Raw genomic sequence first — 17,280 nt, forward strand, 5'->3', positions numbered from 1 at the left:
AGGCCGCTGCGAGGGGCCCGCTCGGCCGGGTGTCAAGGCACCGGCCCGGTGACCTCACCCCCGCTTCAGCTTGCACAGTGGCGCGCATGAGAGCCGCCGTGTTCGACCGCGTCGGGCCGCCCGTCGCGCCACGGCCGCGGCAAGGTCGTGCTGCTCGTGGACGGGTGAGTGGTCAGACCAGCTCGGCGTGCGCCCCGGGCGGGGCGGCTTTGCCGTACAGCCAGCCCTGGGCGAGGTCGCAGCCCTGCTCGCGGAGCCAGTCGCGCTGCCCGGTCGTCTCGACACCCTCGGCGACCACCCGCAGGTTCATCGCCTTGGTCATGGCCAGGACAGCGCGCACGATGGACTCGTTGGCGCCGTGCCGGCCCACCTCGGAGACGAACGAACGGTCGAGCTTCACGATGCCGACCGGCAGCCGGTTGAGGTAGCTCAGCGAGGAGTAACCCGTACCGAAATCGTCGATGCACAGCGTGACGCCCAGCCCGCGCAGCGCCTGCAGGGTGGCCAGCGCGGTCTCCAGATCCTCCATGACGCCGGACTCGGTGATCTCCAGCCACAGCGCCTCGGGCGGCAGCCCCGTGGTCGCGAGCACGTCACGGACGATGCCGACCAGCGCGCCGTCGCGCAGCTGCCGGACCGACACGTTGACCGAGACGTGCAGCGGCCGGGCGTCCGGCCCGCGGTCGGCGCGCCAGGCCGCCAGCCGGGCGGCCGCCTCGCGCAGGAGCCACGCGCCGCTCTCGACGATCAGCCCGGTCTCCTCCGCGACGGGGATGAAGTCCAGCGGCGACACGGACCCCAGCTCGGGGTGCTGCCAGCGCATGAGCGCCTCGAAGCCGTCGAGCTCGCCGGTCCCGAGGTCGACGATGGGCTGGTAGTGCACGGCCAGCTCGCCGCGCGGCAGAGCGCGGCGCAGCGCCTGCTCCAGGTTCATCCGGTCGCGGACCTGCTCGCGCAGGGACGTGTCGAACAGCGCGTACGCGTTGCGCCCGGAGCCCTTGGCCTTGTACATCGCGGTGTCGGCGTCGCGGATGAGCTCGAGCGCGTGCGCCCCGCCGTACGACTTGGCGACGCCGATCGACGCGGAGATCACCACGTTGCCGACGGACAGCTCGAACGGCCGCGTGAACTCCTCCAGCACCCGGTCGGCCAGCGACTCGGCGAGCGCGGAGTGCGACGGGCTGGCCAGGGCGATGACGAACTCGTCGCCGCCGATGCGGCAGACCAGGTCCTGCGAGCGCACCTGCGCGCCGAGCCGGCCGGCGACCGCGCAGAGCAGCTCGTCGCCGACCTGGTGGCCCCAGTGGTCGTTGACCATTTTGAACCGGTCGAGGTCGATGAAGAGCAGGCTGATCTCCATCTGCTCGGCGGCGGCCCGGTCGCCCCAGCTCTCCACGGTCTCGGCGAGGAGCTCGCGGTTGGGCAGGTCGGTGAGCGGGTCGTGGGTGGCGCGGCGCCGCGTGGCGCGTTCCGCCCTCGCCCGGGAGTTGTTGGACCGTACGACGCGGTAGAGCACGGTGAGGATCAGCAGCACGCAGAGGATCGCGCGGATCGTGCCGTGCAGCAGCCCGCCGGCGGGCTCGATCGTCGTGATGATGACCGGGATGATCACCGCCGCCCCGATCAGCGCGGTACGGACCTTGCTGACCTCATTGACCACGATCTGCTGCGGCTCGGTCAGGGTCCGCATCGACGGGTGCAGCGCGGCCGCGCCGACGAGCAGGAACGTCGCGGTGAACAGGACGTCGAGGCTGTGCTGCGACACCGTGGCAAGGGCGCCGTCGCGCAGGATGAACAGGAAGTCGCCCGCGAACATGACCGTGGCGGCGCCGATCAGCAGCCACAACGCGGGCTGGCGTACCCCGCCGGAGAGCGCGAGCTGGGCGACGAGGACCAGGATCACGACGTCGATCACGGGGAAGACGGAGTTCGAGATCCTGGTCACCGAGAGCTCGGGGTGTGCCATCGACGGCACCATCAGGTACGTCCAGCACATGAACGCCGCGGCGAGCCCGACCAGCACGGCGTCCACCCGCGCCGGGTCGTCCTCGGCGGCCCGCCGCCGGTGCAGCATGCTGCCGAACGCGTACGCCATGACCAGATAGCCGACCAGCACGAAGGCGTCGGGGAACAGCGCCATGGCGGTGGGCGGGGCATCACCGGCGCCGGGGACCACGCCACGGATCACGATGGCGATGAAGAACATCCAGGCACTCAGGTGCAGGGCCTGCCAGGGCGCCCGCTCGGCGGGCAGTGCCACGCGCCGGGCGCCGTACCCCATGGCGGCGAGCCCGCCCGCGACGGCGACGGCCATGAGCGGGAGCCGGAGCCCTTCCGGGCCGGCGGCGAGCCAGGCCAGCACGACCGCGCCGGCACCGACGTACGCCCAGGCCACAGCCTTGCTGCGCGGCGGGGGCGCGGGCCGGGCGGAGGCCGGCGGGGTCGGCCCGGCTTCCGCGCGCTGGGCAGCGAGCACGGAGGTCACATCCTCCCATCGGCACCGCGCGCGGGGGCATTAACGATCCCCTGTGAAGCAGGTCCGGAGTCGGGCGAAACGGCTACGGGAACCCTGCGGGACGCGTACGTTTCACCCTGATCTGCGCCGATCCAAGTCTTTCGCGGGGGGGAAACGCGTGAAGCACGCGCACGGGCGAGTCATCAGTACGGCAGGCATCACCGCAGTAGCTCTCAGTGGCGCAATGGTGGTCCTGGGAAGCGGGCAGCAGCAGCCGGCCCTGCTCGGGGCCGGGGTCCCCGGCGGCACCGGGCCGACGTTGCAGACGATCGGCCTCCAGACGGTGGCAGGCTCGTCACCGACCGGACGGGGTTTCGCGGCGCCCGGCACGCTGCGGGCCGAATCCGCGGCGGCCGCGCGGACGGTCGCACCGCGCACCACCGGCCCGTTCAGCCTCGTCGGGGTGACCTGGGCCGACCCGGCCGCCGAGCTGACCGGCGCGGTGCAGGTGCGTACCCGCTCGAGCGCCGACGGCACGTGGACGCCCTGGCAGACCCTCGAGGCCGACGGGGCCGATCCGGCCGAGCCCGGCTCGGTGGACCGGCAGGGCGTGCGCGGCAGCACCGACCCGCTGTGGGTGGGCCCGTCGGACGCGGTCGAGGCGCGCGTCGCCGCCGACCCGGGCCGCACCACGCCGCTGCCCGCCGGGCTGCGGGTCGACCTCATCGATCCCGGTACGCCGTCGCCCGCTCCCGTGCCCAGGGCGCAGGAGGTCACCGTGCCGCCGCGACCGGTACCGGACGTGGTGACGCGCGCGCAGTGGGGCGCGAACGAGAACCTGGTCAAGAACGCGCCGGAGTACACCAGCGACGTGCAGGTGCTGTTCGTGCACCACACGGCCGGCACGAACAGCTACAGCTGCTCCCAGTCGGCGGCGATCCTGCGGAGCATCCAGGCGTACCACGTCAAGAGCAAGCATTGGAACGACATCGGCTACAACTTCCTCGTCGACAAGTGCGGCACCCTGTTCGAGGGCCGCCGCGGCGGGATCAGCCGGCCGGTGCTGGGCGCGCACACGCTCGGTTTCAACTCGCACAGCGCCGCGATCGCCGTGCTGGGGACGTACAGCTCGCGCGGCGTCTCGGCCCGGGTGCGCACGGTCATCGCGCAGGTGGCGGCGTACAAGATCGGGGCGTACGGCAACACGCCCGCCGGCCGCGTCGCGATGACCTCCAGCGGCAGCGACCGCTACGCCCGGGGCAGCACGGCGATGCTCAACCGGATCTCCGGGCACCGTGACACCGGCCAGACCGAGTGCCCCGGCAACACGCTGTACGCCCAGCTCGGCTCGATCCGCGGCATCGCCGCCGCCGGCCCGGCGGACCTCACGGTCACGAAGGTCAACGGGGCCACGAAGATCGGGCGCACGTACTTCACCCGGGGCGCGATCCGGCCGTTCTGGCAGGTGGACACGGCCGGCACGCTGATGAACCGCTACGACGTGTACGTCGACGGCGAGCTCGCCGCCTCGGTCCCCGCCGGGCTGCGCCAGCAGCTGCTGCGGCTCAGCCCGGGGCGGCACATCGTCCGGGTCCGCGCGGTCGCGCTCAACGGCCGCATCGCCGTCGTCGACACCGCCGTGTACGCCGACCAGACGCTGCCCGAGTTCACCAGCGGGCCCAGCGTCGCGCTGCGGACCGGTTCGCTCAACGGCGTCGTGCCCGTACGGCTGCGCTGGGCGGCGAGCGACGCGGGCGGCCTGCGGGCGGTGTCCCTGACCAGCCCGGCGACGGTGGACGTGGGCACCACCGCCGCCGCGTGGGCCGGTTCGGTCAAGCCCGGCGTCAGGACCACGTACGGCCTGCGCGCCACGGACCGGGCGGGCAACGTGCGCTCGGTGGCGGCGACGCGGACGGCGGTTCTGATGACGGAGCGGGCCGCCGAGCGTACGGGCACCTGGCGCTCGGTCGGCAGCACCGCGTACCTGGGCGGCTCCGCGCTGCGGGCCACCACCGCCGGCGCATCGCTGAGCTGGACGTTCACCGGCCGGTCCGCGGCGCTGGCGGTCAGCCGCACCTCGGTCTCCGGTCGCGTGCAGGTGTACGTGGACGGCGAGCCCGCCGGCATCGTGGACCTGCGGTCGCCCGCCGTGCTCAACCGCCGCGCGGTGTGGACCCGCTCGTGGGGCTCCAGCGCCGAGCACACCGTCAGGATCGTGGTGGAGGGCACCGCCGGCCGGCCCGGCGTGATCTCGGACGGGCTCGTCTACCTGCGGTGACGAAGGTCCGGGCCGGGCTCGATCCGCTGGTCGAGCACGGCCCGCAGGGCCCGCATGGCGAAGTACAGCCGGGACTTGAGCGTCTCGACCGGCACCCCGCGGGCGGCGGCCGCCGCCTCGAGGGACACGCCCTCGTAGAAGAGCTCCACGAGGATCTCGCGGTGGGCCGCCGCGAGGTCGTCCATGGCCCGCACCACGGTGGTCTCCGCGCGGGGGGACGGCGAGCGCTCCGCCGGCACGGCGACGGGGCGGTCGTCGTGTCCTGCAGGGGCGGAGCGCTCGCCGTCGCGCAGCACCGTACGGGCCGTGAGGACGAGCCACGGCCGGACGGCGGAAGCCCGCGGGGGGTAGCGGGCAGGATCCTGTGCTGCGCGGTAGAAGGTCTCCTTGAGCACGCTGTCGGCCGCCGCCCGGTCGCCGCCGGTCAGGCGCAGCACGTACGCCTCCAGCGCGTCCCGATGCGGCTCGACGAGCCGGTCGAACGCCTCCGCGGCCCGCTCCCGCGCCGCGTACGCCGCGGCGGAGCCCGGCGCGGGCGCGAAGAGGTCGGCGTGCAGTGGCGGCCTGCCCGGCCGGTCGGCCGCGTGGCGGCCCATGGGTGCCCCTTCCTCGTCGGTGATCGAGGGGTCCCATCGTGATCCACCGGCCCGGCCGCGGCACCGGGGAAAGTACCCGCGAACGCCGATCCGGGTATCACCCGGGTAGTTCTCCCGTGTCCGCCCGGCGTGTCGCGACGAACTCTTGCTGCCGGGAGGAAGTCAGATGCAGTGCAGACACGTGCCGCCCTGTCCGGGCGCGGCCGACACCGACCGGGAGGCCGCCCGCGTGGTGGCCACCCATCCTGAGCAGGGCTGGAGCCTGCTCTGCAACGGCGTGGTGAGCTTCGACGACAGCGGAGGGCTGCTGCCGGACGGCCGCGCCGTGCCGGCCCCGGTGCACGCCGGGCTCGCCCTCGCGGCCCGCGCGGAGGCGTCCCTTGGCATCCGGCACGCCGCGATCGGGGGACGCACGCACTAACGTGCTCGTATGAGCACCGCCACAGGCGCGCGCGGATCCCTCGGGAACCTGCCCGCCGAGGTCACCAGCTTCGTGGGCAGGCGCCACGAGATGACCGGGGTACGGCGGATGCTCTCCACCAACCGCCTGGTCACGCTGACCGGCGCCGGCGGGGTGGGCAAGACCCGCCTCGCGCAGCGCGTCGGGCTGGAGATGCGCCGGGCGTTCGCCGACGGGGTGTGGCTCGTCGAGCTGGCCGAGCTGCGCGACCCGGATCTGGTCGCGGTCACCGTCGCGCAGGCTCTGGGCGTACGCGAGGAAGCGGTGAGCCCGGACGCGCCGGGGCTGGCGACGTTCCTGGCCGACCGGCAGGTCCTGCTGATCCTCGACAACTGCGAGCATCTCGTGGTCGCCTGCGCGGACCTCGCCGAGACCCTGCTGCGCACCTGCCCGCAGCTGCGCATCCTCGTGACGAGCCGGCAGGCGCTGCGGATCGCCGGCGAGGCGACGCTGACCGTGCAGCCGCTGTCGGTGCCCGAGGCCGACCAGGCGTGCACCCCCGGCGACCTGGCCCGGTACGAGGCGGCGAGCCTGCTGGTCGAACGAGCCGCCGCGGTCCTGCCGAGCTTCGAGGTCACCGACGCCAACTGCACCACCGTCACCGCGCTGTGCCAGGCGCTGGAGGGCGTGCCGCTGGCCATCGAGCTCGCGGTGGCGCGGCTGCGGGTGCTGACGCTCGACCAGATCCTGGAGCGGCTGACCGACCGTTACCGGCTGCTGACCACCGGCCCGCGCAACGCTCCGGCCCGGCAGCAGACGCTGCGCGCGCTCATCGACTGGAGCTGGGATCTGTGCGACGAGCCGGAGCGGCGGCTGTGGTCGCGGCTGTCGGTGTTCTCGGGCGGGTTCGAGCTGGACGCCGCCGAGCAGGTGTGCGCGTTCGCGCCGCTCGCACCCGAGTCCATCCTCGACCTGATCGCGTCGCTGGTGGACCAGTCGGTGGTCTCCCGGGTCGGTGACGGCCCGCGGGCCCGCTACAAGATGCTCGAAGTGGTCCGCGAGTACGGCGCCGCGCGCCTGGCCGAGGCCGGCGAGCAGGGCGAGGTGGCCCGCCGGCACGGCGAGTGGTTCGCCGAACTGGCCCGCTACGGCGACGAGCACTGGGTCGGCCCGGAGCAGGCCGCGCTGATGATGCGGCTGCGCCACGAGCAGGCCAATCTGCGCGTCGCGCTGGAGCACGCGGTCACCGCCGGGCCGCCCGAGACGGCGCTGCGCTTCGCCGCCGACCTGCAGAACCACTGGTTCGTCCGGGGCTTCCTGTCCGAGGGCCGGCACTGGCTGGACCGGGCGCTGGCGATGCCGCCCCCGCGGCACTGGACCCGGGTGCGGGCCCTGCGGGTGGCCGCGTGGATCGCCTGCGTGCAGGGCGACCGGGTCCGCGCGGAGGCGCTGCTCGCCGACGCCAAGGGACTGGCCGCAGAGCTGCCGCCCTCCGTCGAACTGGCGTTCCTCGCGGTGGTCGAGGGCAACATCGCCATGTTCGGCGGCGACCACGCGCGGGCCCTGCCGCTGTTCGAGGAGGCGTACGCGCGCTTCCGGTCGCTGCAGGTCCGCAGCGGCGAGACGTGGTGCCTGGCCGTGCTCGGCCTCGTCCGCGGCCTCTCGTCGGCCTCCCCCACCGCCGGGTACGCCGACCTCATCGCGTGCCGTGACCTGGCGGCGGCCCACGGCGAGGTGTGGTGGCGCTCGTTCGCGATGTGGGCGCTGAGCGTGCTGCGCTGGCGGGCCGGCGACAACGCGGGCGCCGCCCAGGCCGCCAAGGAAAGCCTCGAGGTCGGCAAGCTCGTCGAGGACGAGCAGTTCGGGGTCGGCCTGTCGCTGGAGTCGCTGGGCTGGGTGGCGGCCGCCGAACGCCGCGACCAGCGCGCGGCCCAGCTGCTGGGCGCCTCGGACCGGATGTGGCGGGCGATGCACGCGTCGCTGTCGTCGTTCCGCACGCTGCACGACTTCCACGACGAGTGCGTGGCTCAGCTGCGCGAACGGCTCGGCGACCGGGCCTTCGAGGCCGCCTTCGCCCGCGGCGCCGCGCTGAGCCGGGCGGACGCCGTCGCGCTCGCGCTGGAACGGGTACCCGCCCCACGCCCCGCCCCCGCCCCGGCCGACACGGCCGGGCTCGCCGAGCTCGGACTGACCCCGCGCGAGCGCGAGGTGGCGGCGCTGGTCGCCGAGGGCCTGACCAACCGCGAGATCGCCGCCCGGCTGGTGGTGGCGCAGCGGACGGCGGAGGGCCACGTCGAGAACATCCTCAGCAAGCTCGGCTTCACCTCCCGGGCCCAGGTGGCGGCCTGGCTGGCAGCGCAAAGCCGTTCCGGTACCTGACAGAAGGTGTCAGTCTCTGCGGGCAGGATGGCGGGCGTACCCACACGGAAAGGCAGCACAATGCCCGGATTCGCCTCCCTGGCCATGATCAACCTGGATGCCACCGACCCGGCGGCGCAGGCGGCCTTCTACTCCGGCGTCCTCGGCTGGGACGTCCTGCACAGCCAGGCCGAATACGCCATGATCGGCGACGGCTCGACCAGCCTCGGCTTCGGCCGCGTCCCCGGCTACTCGGGCCCGGGCTGGCCGCAGGAGACCGCGCCGAAGCGCTACCACCTCGACTTCTACGTCGACGACCTCGACAAGGCGGAGCAGGAGGCGCTCGCGCTCGGCGCCACCAAGCCGGACGAGCAGCCGCAGCCCGATCGGTGGCGGGTGCTGCTCGATCCGGAGGGCCACCCGTTCGACATCTGCCTGCGCTCCTGACGACGCCGGCCCGGCGCGGGTCCTGTGGAGATCCACAGGTTTCCTCAGCCGGTCCACAGGAGGCTGTCAGCAGGCTGTCGGCATGCGAGTCATCCTTGCCGCGCTGGCGGCCTCCGCCCTGCTGACAGCGACCGTGGCGACAAGCGCAGCGGCTCACGACCCGGTGCCCCGGACGACCTCTGTCCGGGGCACCGGGTTGCTGGCCAACCCGGTCGGCGACGAGATCCGGTTCACAGTGGACGCGCACGCCGTGCCGGACGACGGCGGCGGTCCGTTCCCGGACCGATCGTGGGGCACGGCACGGCTGTCGCACCGGTTCGGCCAGGAGGATCCGCCGCACACGATCTGGTACGAGGTCGCCGTCGACTGCCTCGCCACGGGCGGAGGCACGGCCACCGTCACCGGCGTCGTCGTCCGCACCGCTCCCGATCCGGCGGCCCAGCCTCAGCTCGGCGCCCGTCTGGGGTTCAGCATCGACGACAACGGGCCGGGTCACCGGGACCGGGTGGGGCTGGCCGGGCCGACCGACAACCCGGCGCGCTGCATGGCCCCGGCCGCCTTCTTCGCGGTCTCCGAGGGCGGCTACAAGGTCCGCGACGCGGATCGAGGATCGGCGCACGGCATCTTCTGAGCGAGCGCATGGCCTCGGCTGGAATCATCGGCGGATGATCCCGGCGCTGCACGACCTCGTGTCCGCCCTGCGTCCGCACGACGATGTCGAGGCGGCGCACCACGCCGACACGCCGGCCTGGCTGCCGGCACCGACGACGTCTACCGCCGGATCAAGCCCGCCACTCCCCCCGCCACCTGGTGTCCTACGTGGTCCCCGTCGACCCCGGAACCGGCGACGTGCTGCTGGTCGACCATCGCAACGCCCGACTGTGGCTGCCGCCGGGCGGCCACGTCGAGCCCGGCGAGGCCCCGGCCGTGACAGCCGGTCGCGAGCTGGCCGAGGAGCTCGGCGTGAGCGGCGCCGCGACCCTGAATGGGCGCGGCCGCTACCTGCTGTCGCCGCTTTCGCAGGGGTTTTCATCGGCCTTGTCGGCCTGTTCGCCGGCCGCCCGATCCGCCGGATCGCATTGATTAATGGGTTTGTGGTTGTTGCCGCTGGAATGATCGCCAGCCGGCTGATGGTGCCGTGAATAGCGCTTAATCACAACGCCCTGAGCGTTCCTTGGCGATCGCTCATAGACGCGGAGCGCGTGAAGTGGTTGCCAACAGATCCGTCGCCGATGGACGTAGTTGGAAGCGGCCGGCACTCTCCGTCTGCTTCCCACCGCCGGACCGGCGCACCAGTACCAGGTGAGGGGGGCGCCACCCGCCAAGGCCTCCCTCGAGGTATGGAGAACCGGCAGATCGCAGTGGCGCGTAGCGCCGCAGCCCTGGGCAACCACGGTTCGCCTCGATCCGATCGGACACGTCCCATGTATTGCATCGATCAAGTGCACTGATCTCGGCATGACCGGAAGTTGACGACGTCGAGTGGCCGTGATGTTCCGTAGTTCTACACGTGGTTCAGCCCACCTGGTACTGGGCGGTGCGGAGTAGGTGCCAGAACAGTGCGCCCAGTGTTGCGGTGGAGATCATCGCGACGAGCAGGATCGGCCAGACACGCCAGAGGCGTCCGACGGTGGCCAGCCACGCGAGGAGGGCAAGCCGGCTCCGCGTGACGGTCCGCCGGCGGATGCCGAGCGCGATCGGCTTCGGTCGCATCGGCCGATCGGGTGAGGCAAGGCGATGATCGGCTATTTCCATGTGCGGCGGACCCTCCGCCAGGCCTAGGAAAGAGCCATGACCAACGAGGTGACCGTTCCCCTGCTGCCCTGCGCGTCCATTGACGACATTGAGAACTTCTACGTGGTTCTCGGCTTCAGCACCACGTACAAGCAGCGCAGACCCAACCCCTGCGTGGGAATGCAACGTGAAGACCTGCACCTGCAGTTCTTCGAGATTGCCGGGTTCGACCCAGCGCAGTCCTACGGCTCCTGTCTCGTGCTCACCTCGGACATCGCGGAACTGCACCGGGCGTTCGCTACCGGCATGCGGGCCGCATACGGCAGAGTCCTGGTGTTCGGAATGCCGCGGATGACCCGGCCCAGAGCGCGAAAGAACGGCGACGGGCTGGGCGGATTCAGCGTCATCGACCCCGGCGGCAACTGGATCCGTGTCTTCCAGAAGCCCGCCACGATGCCCCCGCCGACACCCGCACCCGCCGGACGACTCGCCAAAGCGCTGGCGAACGCCATCGTGCTGGCCGACTCCAAGGGTGACGTCTGCCAGGCAGCCCGCATGCTCGACAGCGCGTTGGCTCGCTCGCAGGCCGGCGATGACCCCGTCACACACATAGAGGCTGTGGTGTACCGCGCAGAACTGGCGATGGCGCTTCATGATTGGGAAACCGCAACGGAAATGCTGGCCCGCGCCAAGCACATCGCGCTGAACCCGGACGAGGCTGGAAGGGCGGCACCGACATTCGAGATTGCCGCCGACCTCGCAGCGGCGCTGCAATGAATGCGGGCGCACTAGAGGTGTCGGTGATGCCCTCTCCTCGGCAATAGCGGATGCCCAGCATCTGACGTCGGCATCGTCGGCAACGCCGCCGATTGTGGCCGTATCCGGCGTTGCCGCTGCGCTATGGGATCGACTCAGCCACGGAAAGCGCCTCGTGCAGCCGGCCATCGGCCAGGTCGTCGTGACGGATCACGAAACCTCCGGCACTTCGGTAATAGAACTCGTTGTCCACGGGAAAGCGAGCGAGCGACACCCACTCACTCGTCAGCCGGTGCATCTCCTTCTCCATATGGGAATACCACTTCGCGACCGGAACGACAATCTCGCCGTTCTTCTCCCGCCACGCCAGAGTCTGCTCCGCAATACTTTTGATCACTTCCGTGTCGGCATACCCACCGATGTAGGCACTGGCGTACGTGCTGTCAGGCGGCCACATATCGTCGGCCATAGCACAGAGCTCGTCCAGGTGCGGCAGGTCACGCTCGAGATCACGGGCCAACTGCTGCCGGAACGGCGACAGGTCGTCCTCGTCGTCCTCGTCCACCCCGAACCAACTGGGGAACTCCGCGCGCACCGTAGCGCTGACGTCGTACTGTTTGCCGACGAACGCATGGTCGGTGGATCCGGCCGCCACCTCGGTATCGGTGCCGGCCGGCACAAACACGACTCGCCCGAACCCTCCGCTCCCCGGTAGCAGCGGCCTGCTCGTGGTCCAGGAAGAACAGCAGCGAGCCCTCTGCCGGCAGACCGAAGCCGTCGACTCTTGGCAACGCCGCACAGTCGACCGAGAAGATGAACGGCAACGGACTGACCCCGTCGGACGGCCAGTCCATACCCACCGGCAGCCGGGGCAACCCGCCGAACTGCCCGACCGGCACACCGCCGGATCCCCCGCTCAACCGGATCGACAAACGGAGGTGCTCGATGAACCGGCTGACCTCGTCGTCCGGGATGCCCGACGCGAGCGCCGCATCACGAAACCGCCCCTGATGATCCATGGCGCACCATGGTGGCACGAGGGCGATCCCGGCGACCAGTGCCCCACGGCCCGCACGCGCTGCCGCCGTGATCGGGTGCGCACACCTCGGCACGAGCGTGCATCGGCCAGGCCCACTCTCCGCTACATCGCGTGACGGCTTGCCGCGAGGCCGCCGCGCTCGGTCGGCGACAGGAGCGGACGGCCGTAACTCGCGCGGGGTCCGATGAGGTGGCACTCGACCTCGTCGGGCAATGCGCCGCCCCTCTGGGCTGTCGCTGGTCGGACCAGGCCGGCGAGAGAGTGGCGTACGGGGGGGCCGTGGAGCCCCGGCTTCGGCCATCACCAGGCGACTACGCCCTGGTTGCTCGGCTGCAGTGAGCCGATCTGCAGGCGCTTCATGGTGATGTCGCTGTCCTCCGGCTTGGGGAAGCCCTCCAGGTCGGCGACGTCACCGTCGGTGGAGGCCTCGAGGTTGAAGCGCAGGGTGTTGCCGGCACCGCACGACGAGTCGCCCTTGTCGCAGGCGGTCCACTTGATGCCGGCCCATGCGCTTGCGCCCGGCTTCAACGTGATCTTGACCGGTTTGCCGGGCTGGTTCACCTGGCTGGTCGTGACCGGCACGACCTCGTCGGCGGCGTTGACCAGCGAGATCGCGGCCCAGCCGTCGACCGTGCAGCTGTTCTTCTTCTTGTTGCTGAGGGTGACCAACCCCCGGTGGGTGTGGGTGGTGTCCCCTTGCGGCTGCCAGGTGACGACCGCGGTGAGATCGCGGGTCCGGCAGACGGGTGCGGCAGTCGTCGTCCTGGTGCTCGTGGTCTTCGTGTCGCCGGTCTTCGAGTTGCTGGTCTTCGAGTTGCTGGTTGTGGTGCCGGTGGTTGTGGTGCCGCTGCCTCCATCTGCACCGGCCGGAGCACTGCTGGTCGACGTGGTCGTGGCGGGCGCCGACGTTCCGGTGGAGGGCGTGCCGCACGCGCCGAGGAACACGGCGGCGGCGGCGATCGCGGGCACGGCCAAGAGCATCGGGCGCATCGATTCGATCCTTCGGGAGAGCGGATGTGGTGCCGCTCAATCTGCCGTGCCGGTGCCCTCGCGAAACCCCTGACCTTCACGGCCTGGCACGAACGAATGACGTTGTGAAATCAGTGTCAAGCCGGGCGCCACCGGCTCGGTCGTGCCGATGCGGCCCGGCTGGGGTGGCTCGCGGTGCGACAGCCGCCGACGGCGTGCGGCACCAGGTCGTACGCGGTCTCGCCGTACACCGCCAGGACGAGACCGCCGTGCTCGTCGTCCTGGTCGACCCGGACCGTCCGGATGAGCACGGCCGCGATCAGCCAGGTGGTGGCGAACGAGTACGCCGCGACCGTCACCACCGCCAGCGCCTGCCGCCCGCGCGGGCCGCCGGTCACTGTCGCGGTGGCGAGCAACCCGATCAGGATCGTCCACGCGGTGGCCGGATCAACCCGGTGGAGATCAACGCGTGGTTTGCGGCGCACCGGAACGCCTCGAAATGGGTCGCGCACTTACTGCGGCAGATCCGGATATCGAGTTGGGGACCCGCGCGCCGCTGCGTCATTGTGGACGCCATCAGTGAATCTCCAAGGTGAGGTGGGGTGGGAACGTGGCCGATGATCTCGTCGTCGACTTGAGGGGCAGGAGGATGGAGACGCTCGACGACTTCTGGGATGCGGTGTCTGTTCCTTGCGGCCTCCCAGCGTGGTTCGGGAGGAACATTGAGGCCTGGCGTGACACGATCCAGGTCAGAGGTATCTCGGATCTCATCGATCGCCACGATGCGGTCGTCGTTCATGTCGATCGAGTGGGTCTTTTCTCCCGGAGGAACCGCGAGGCTCGGGCGTTGAGAGAGACCTTCGCCGGCCGCGGCTCGCGACTCGTGGTCCATCAGCCGGCGCCGGAGGCGGGGAGAGATCCGAGCGGCGATGAGACGCGGCAAGCCCCGGACTGATCCATAGGAGTGCGCCCGCTCATCGGCGGATCCGTGCACCCGTGGCCACCGCGCCATGTATGAGGCGCTCGACTTGGCCGTATCGGGGTGAAATCGCTCCGCCGGCGCCTGTCCGGCTCGCCTTCCCCCGGACAGTCGGACGGCGGGCCGAGGCCGGCCGTCGACGTCTCGCCGTAATCGTGCCCGGACGACGACTGCACTCCGCGGCAGCTCGTCGAGCGCCCCATCGAGGCAGGGCAGCGGCAACCAGGAGACCTCCTCCCGCTCGACGGGAGACCAGGCCGGCGTCGAGCAGTCGGGCGGGGGCACCGGAGAGCGCGTCTCGGCGCAGCGGCCGGGACCATCGGGGGCCTGGCCACCTCGGGGATGAGTCCGATAGCGGAGGTTCCGCCACCAGGGCCTTGAGGATGGGCAAGAGTGGTCGGCCTCAGCGCACTCTCAGCATCGGGCGCCGAGGATGGCGCGCATGAGTCGCGGGTCAGTTGGCGTGCCAGATGGCCGCGTTCAGCGCGGCCGCGAAGGTCACCCACCCCCAGTACGGCACGAGCAACCACGCGGCCGCCCGCGACACCGGCCGGAACAGCAGCACGGTGGCCCCGATCAGCAGCCACATCAGCACGATGTCCACCAGCGCGAGGCCGTACCGGCCGAAGCCGAAGAAGATGGGCGTCCAGATCGCGTTGACCACGAGCTGGGCGGCGTAGACGGTGAGCGCCGTCGTCCAGCCGGTCCGGCGCCAGACCAGCCAGCCGGCCACCGCGATCATCGCGTACAGGATCGTCCACACCGGGCCGAACAGCCACGACGGCGGCGCCCACGACGGCTGGTTCAGGCTCTGGTACTCCCCGGCCGTGCCGGCGACGCCGAGGCCGCCGATCAACGCCGCGGCCGTGACCGCGAGGCCGAACGGGACAAGGCCCCACCAGGACCGGTGCGCGGGGCTGGGCCGGTATGCGACGTGGCTGCTCATCCTCGGTCTCTACCCGACGAGACCGGCGATCATGCGCCGGGCGACGTCCTCGAAGGCCGGCGGCCGTACGGGACCGCCCTCGGCCAGCACCGCGGCGAGCCGGGGGTACGCGCCGCTCGCCACCGCCTCCTGCAGCGCGGCGACGTGCTGCTGCACCCGCTCGGAGTCGGTGACGCCGGCGCGCGCCTGGGCGAGCTCGTTGCTCACGTAACCGGCGACGAAGCCGGTGAGCAGGGCGAGGATCTCCAGCTTCACCGCGCCCGGCAGGCCCGTCGGCTCCAGCGCGGCCAGCCCGCGTTCCAGGTGGCCGAGCATGTGGGGTCCGTCGAGGCGCCGGTTGGGCAGCGCCGCCGGCAGCCACGGGTGGCGCAGCATCAGGTCGCGCTGCCAGACGAGCAGGCGGAGCAGGTCGGGCTCGCCCTCCGCGGGATCGAACTCGCTGACCTGATCGACCATGAGGTCGACCAACTCCTCCTTGTCGCGCACGTACGTGTAGAGCGACATCGGCCCCGCGCCCAGCTCCGCCGCCAGCCGGCGCATGGTCAGCGCGTCCAGGCCCTCGGCGTCGGCGACGGCGATCGCGGCGGCGACGACCTGCGGACGGGTACGCGCGGGCGGGCGGCCTCTGGGCACGGGCACCTCCGGGATGCTATTTTCAGTACAACGTACGGGAAACGGGGGCGACGATGGAACGACTGCCATTTTTCCTGCGGGTGATGCGCCGCCGCACCCGGGCGACCGCCCCCTACGACGTCGAGTGGGAGCCCGGCCTCGAGGTGCCCGCCGCGGACGGCAGCCCGCTCGTCACGGACCACTACGCGCCGGTCACCGAGGAAGAGTGCCCGGTTCTGCTGGTGCGCAGCGCGTACGGCCGCGGCTTCCCGTGGAACTCGCTGTTCGGTACGGCCTTCGCCCAGCAGGGGTTCCGGGTGCTGATCCAGAGCACCCGCGGCACGGGCGGATCCGGCGGCGAGTTCCACCTGTGGCGCAACGAGGCCGCGGACGGGCAGGCGACCGTCGAGTGGATGCGCAAGCAGGAGTGGTTCCCGGGCGCCTTCGCCACCATCGGCCCGAGCTATCTGAGCTACGTGCAGTGGGCGCTCGGGCTGGACCCGCCGCCCGAGTGGCGCGCCGCGGTCATGCAGGGCCCGGCGCACGACTTCTACGCCGCCATGCATCCCGACGGGCAGTGCACGTTCCGGCTGGAGCTCGCCCTGATCAGCGGGACGGCGTTCTTCCACCAATCCGCCGGGCAGGGCGCCTACCTGCGCGCGCTGCTGCGGCTCGGCCGGCACCTGCGGCACGCCGTACGCGGGGTGCCGCTCGTCGATTCGTACCGTCGTGCGCTCGGGGGACGGCGGCCGGAGTTCGAGGACTGGGCGAGCCACCCGTACCCGGACGATCTGTTCTGGGCCGGCGCCGACGCCGGGCCCGCGGCGGACCGGATGACCGCGCCCGTCAGCCTGGTCACCGGGTGGCACGACCTCGCGCTCGGCCAGACGCTGCAGCAGTACGACCGGCTGTGCCGCGCCGGCCGGGACCCGGCCCTGATGATCGGGCCCTGGACCCACACCTCCATGTTCGACAAGGGCCGGGCCGACGTGTCGGCCGATGCGCTGGAGCATCTGCGGGTGCACCTCCTCTGCCGCGGCGAGCGACCGGCGAGGGTGAAGGTGCACGTCGGCGGCGAGTGGCGGGTGCTGCCGCAATGGCCGCCGCCGAGCACCCCGGCCCGCTTCCACCTGCGTCCGGAGGGCGGCCTGGGCGAGCTCGCCGACGGCGCGACGAGCTTCCGCTACGACCCGCGCGACCCCACGCCGTCGTTCGCCGGCCAGCTGCAGTCCCGCACGGCCGGCGCCCGCGACAACAGGCGCCTGGAGGCGCGCCCGGACGTCCGGACCTTCACCACCGGGCCGTTGCCCGAGGCCCTCGAGATCATCGGTACGCCCGCAGCCGACCTGTACGCGACGGGCAGCACCGGCCACTTCGACCTGTTCGTGCGGCTGTGCGACGTGGACCCACGCGGCCGCTCGGTGAACGTGTGCGACGGGTTCGCCCGGCTCACGCCCGACCACGCCGACGAGGACGTCGTGCACATCCCCCTCGACGCGGCCGGGCACCGCTTCGCCGCCGGGCACCGGATCCGGCTGCAGGTCAGCGGCGGTGCACATCCCCGCTTCGCCCGCAACTACGGCACGGGGGAGCCGCTCGCGACCGCCACGCGCCTGGTCGCCACGACGACGACCGTGCGCCACGACCCGGCCCATCCGTCCGCGCTCACGCTGCCGTTGGTTTGAAACCTCTCGATGCACGGGTACATGCG

The 17,280-nt window shown here is 71.8% G+C and carries 17 protein-coding genes and 1 pseudogene; 9 read left to right on the plus strand and 9 right to left on the minus strand.

The window, feature by feature from the left end; translation table 11 throughout:
• Positions 1–172: 172 nt before the first annotated feature.
• The gene (locus AB0K03_RS02845) at positions 173–2,476 is read right to left on the minus strand and encodes an EAL domain-containing protein (RefSeq protein ID WP_364679570.1); all 2,304 of its coding nucleotides are present in this window, start codon (positions 2,474–2,476) and stop codon (positions 173–175) included.
• Positions 2,477–2,699: 223 nt separating this feature from the next.
• Here AB0K03_RS02845 and AB0K03_RS02850 point away from each other — a divergent pair, with 223 nt between their 5' ends.
• Entirely contained in the window at positions 2,700–4,733 is a 2,034-nt protein-coding gene (locus AB0K03_RS02850; protein WP_364679572.1) for an N-acetylmuramoyl-L-alanine amidase, read from the plus strand.
• On the opposite strand, the gene AB0K03_RS02855 is transcribed toward AB0K03_RS02850, so the two are convergent.
• The gene (locus AB0K03_RS02855; protein WP_364679575.1) at positions 4,721–5,329 is read right to left on the minus strand and encodes a sigma factor-like helix-turn-helix DNA-binding protein; all 609 of its coding nucleotides are present in this window, start codon (positions 5,327–5,329) and stop codon (positions 4,721–4,723) included. The genes AB0K03_RS02850 and AB0K03_RS02855 overlap by 13 nt on opposite strands.
• A gap of 166 nt (positions 5,330–5,495) precedes the next feature.
• Here AB0K03_RS02855 and AB0K03_RS02860 point away from each other — a divergent pair, with 166 nt between their 5' ends.
• The 5 genes from AB0K03_RS02860 to AB0K03_RS02880 all read left to right on the plus strand — a co-directional run bounded on the left by AB0K03_RS02860 (position 5,496) and on the right by AB0K03_RS02880 (position 9,617).
• Entirely contained in the window at positions 5,496–5,750 is a 255-nt protein-coding gene (locus AB0K03_RS02860; RefSeq protein ID WP_364679578.1) for a DUF5999 family protein, read from the plus strand.
• 9 nt (positions 5,751–5,759) lie between these two features.
• A complete protein-coding gene (locus AB0K03_RS02865) occupies positions 5,760–8,108 on the plus strand; it encodes a LuxR C-terminal-related transcriptional regulator (protein ID WP_364679580.1) in 2,349 nt (782 codons plus the stop codon).
• Positions 8,109–8,168: 60 nt separating this feature from the next.
• Positions 8,169–8,534, plus strand: coding sequence for a VOC family protein (locus AB0K03_RS02870; RefSeq protein ID WP_364679583.1), 366 nt, complete (start codon positions 8,169–8,171; stop codon positions 8,532–8,534).
• A gap of 82 nt (positions 8,535–8,616) precedes the next feature.
• Positions 8,617–9,165, plus strand: coding sequence for a hypothetical protein (locus AB0K03_RS02875; RefSeq protein ID WP_364679586.1), 549 nt, complete (start codon positions 8,617–8,619; stop codon positions 9,163–9,165).
• 188 nt (positions 9,166–9,353) lie between these two features.
• Entirely contained in the window at positions 9,354–9,617 is a 264-nt protein-coding gene (locus tag AB0K03_RS02880; protein WP_364679589.1) for an NUDIX domain-containing protein, read from the plus strand.
• 432 nt (positions 9,618–10,049) lie between these two features.
• On the opposite strand, the gene AB0K03_RS02885 is transcribed toward AB0K03_RS02880, so the two are convergent.
• Positions 10,050–10,247, minus strand: a complete 198-nt coding sequence (locus AB0K03_RS02885; protein WP_364679592.1) for a hypothetical protein — start codon at positions 10,245–10,247, stop codon at positions 10,050–10,052.
• Between the two features lie 78 nt (positions 10,248–10,325).
• Between AB0K03_RS02885 and AB0K03_RS02890 the strand changes: the two genes are divergently transcribed.
• On the plus strand, positions 10,326–11,045 hold the full coding sequence (locus tag AB0K03_RS02890) for a VOC family protein (RefSeq protein WP_364679593.1): 720 nt from the start codon (positions 10,326–10,328) through the stop codon (positions 11,043–11,045).
• Between the two features lie 121 nt (positions 11,046–11,166).
• Here the strand turns inward: AB0K03_RS02890 and AB0K03_RS02895 are convergent, their stop codons facing one another.
• From AB0K03_RS02895 to AB0K03_RS02910, 4 genes and pseudogenes are all read right to left on the minus strand, one after another.
• The gene (locus AB0K03_RS02895) at positions 11,167–11,709 is read right to left on the minus strand and encodes a hypothetical protein (RefSeq protein WP_364680760.1); all 543 of its coding nucleotides are present in this window, start codon (positions 11,707–11,709) and stop codon (positions 11,167–11,169) included.
• A gap of 46 nt (positions 11,710–11,755) precedes the next feature.
• Positions 11,756–12,364: pseudogene (locus tag AB0K03_RS02900) on the minus strand (DUF1963 domain-containing protein); the annotation flags it as partial.
• Complete coding sequence (locus AB0K03_RS02905) at positions 12,364–13,053, minus strand: DUF4232 domain-containing protein (RefSeq protein WP_364679596.1); 690 nt, start codon at positions 13,051–13,053, stop codon at positions 12,364–12,366. The pseudogene AB0K03_RS02900 and the gene AB0K03_RS02905, both read right to left, overlap by 1 nt.
• 116 nt (positions 13,054–13,169) lie before the next feature.
• Complete coding sequence (locus tag AB0K03_RS02910; protein WP_364679597.1) at positions 13,170–13,517, minus strand: hypothetical protein; 348 nt, start codon at positions 13,515–13,517, stop codon at positions 13,170–13,172.
• A gap of 125 nt (positions 13,518–13,642) precedes the next feature.
• Between AB0K03_RS02910 and AB0K03_RS02915 the strand changes: the two genes are divergently transcribed.
• Positions 13,643–13,987, plus strand: coding sequence for a barstar family protein (locus AB0K03_RS02915; protein WP_364679599.1), 345 nt, complete (start codon positions 13,643–13,645; stop codon positions 13,985–13,987).
• A 478-nt stretch (positions 13,988–14,465) separates the two neighbouring features.
• On the opposite strand, the gene AB0K03_RS02920 is transcribed toward AB0K03_RS02915, so the two are convergent.
• Complete coding sequence (locus tag AB0K03_RS02920; protein WP_364679601.1) at positions 14,466–14,957, minus strand: TspO/MBR family protein; 492 nt, start codon at positions 14,955–14,957, stop codon at positions 14,466–14,468.
• Positions 14,958–14,966: 9 nt separating this feature from the next.
• Positions 14,967–15,596: a TetR/AcrR family transcriptional regulator gene (locus AB0K03_RS02925; RefSeq protein ID WP_364679603.1), complete on the minus strand. Its 630-nt coding sequence runs from the start codon at positions 15,594–15,596 to the stop codon at positions 14,967–14,969.
• A 47-nt stretch (positions 15,597–15,643) separates the two neighbouring features.
• Between AB0K03_RS02925 and AB0K03_RS02930 the strand changes: the two genes are divergently transcribed.
• Positions 15,644–17,254, plus strand: a complete 1,611-nt coding sequence (locus AB0K03_RS02930) for a CocE/NonD family hydrolase (protein ID WP_364679605.1) — start codon at positions 15,644–15,646, stop codon at positions 17,252–17,254.
• Positions 17,255–17,280 lie beyond the last annotated feature (26 nt).

The sequence above is a fragment of the Actinoplanes sp. NPDC049316 genome (genome assembly GCF_040677315.1).
GTDB lineage: Bacteria > Actinomycetota > Actinomycetes > Mycobacteriales > Micromonosporaceae > Actinoplanes.